Here is a 1343-nt window from a genome sequence, read left to right as displayed (position 1 = left end):
TTAAAAAAGTTTAAATTTTGTAATGGATTTATAAATAATGCCTACTCCGATATACCATATTACTCATATTAATAATTTGACTTCTATTATAAACTCGGGTGGATTAATTGCTGTTAGTAGACTGAAGCAAAGACAAGTTAGTTATACAAATATTGCTTATGAAAGAATTCAAAATAGAAGAGCAACAAAAAGAGTTCCTTGTGGGACAAGAGGTGTACTACATGATTATGTTCCTTTTTATTTTGCACCCCGTTCGCCTATGCTTTATACCATCCACAAAGGAAATGTTCCAGGTTATCAAGATGGTCAAAATTTGATTATTCATTTAGTTGTAGAAATAGAAGCAATAGCAAACTCAAATTTAGATTTTGTTTTTACTGATGGTCATGCAGTTATGGATTACTCTGATTTTTGTGAGGATCTTGAAGGACTAGAGCATATCATTGATTGGGAATTAATGAAATCAAAATATTGGTTTGATACCGATGAGGATAACAATCGCAAATTTCACCGACAAGCTGAATTTTTAGTACATAAATTTTGCCGTTGGACATTGGTTAAAGAAATTGGTGTTGTAGATGACAACATGAAAATAAAAGTCCAGAAAATATTAGAAAATCAGGATTATCAACCTCTTGTAAAAATACATTCTGATTGGTATTATTAATAATATATGTAGATAGTTCTAAATAATTAAAAAATAGATATTATTTGAAGGAAAAAAATGGTTGAATTTAAGCAAGGCAATCTCCTAGAAGAAAATATAGAGACCCTAGTTAATACAGTTAATTGTGTTGGTGTAATGGGAAAAGGTATTGCCTTGCAATTCAAACAGGCATTCCCAGAAAACTTCCAACAATACAAAAAAGCTTGTGATGCTAAACAAGTACAACCAGGGCAAATGTTTACTACTTCTACAGATAAGCTGTTTCCTAGATATATTATTAACTTTCCTACCAAACGTCACTGGAAAGGAAAATCAAAAATAGAAGATATTGAATCTGGATTAAAAGCTTTAGTTGAAGAAGTAAAACAACTCAATATTCAGTCAATTGCTATCCCTCCTTTAGGATGTGGCAATGGTGGTTTAAATTGGGAAGTCGTCAAACCCATGATAGTGAATGCTTGTGCTGAATTACCCGATGTTCAGGTAGTAATTTTTGAACCAATGGGCGCACCAGTAGCTGACCAAATTAAAGTCGTTACCAAGAAACCACGGATGACTCTTGCCCGTGCCTTATTTATCCGTCTGCTAGAATTGTACGCAATTCCAGGTTATCGCTTAACCAAACTCGAAATTCAGAAACTTGCTTATTTTCTCCAGGAAGCTAAACAACCATTAA

Annotated in this window: 2 protein-coding genes; both read left to right on the top strand. The window is 33.0% G+C overall.

All coding sequences use genetic code 11. From position 1 onward, the window contains the following. Positions 1-37: 37 nt before the first annotated feature. Positions 38-667, top strand: a complete 630-nt coding sequence (gene darT / locus AC3DU7_RS30430; RefSeq protein WP_488042971.1) for a type II toxin-antitoxin system toxin DNA ADP-ribosyl transferase DarT — start codon at positions 38-40, stop codon at positions 665-667. Positions 668-724: 57 nt separating this feature from the next. Beyond that, on the top strand, positions 725-1343 hold a 619-nt coding region (gene darG / locus AC3DU7_RS30425; RefSeq protein ID WP_488042970.1), incomplete at its 3' end, for a type II toxin-antitoxin system antitoxin DNA ADP-ribosyl glycohydrolase DarG.

The sequence above is a fragment of the Okeania sp. genome (assembly GCF_983059655.1).
This window is presented reverse-complemented; position numbering and strand designations above follow the sequence as displayed.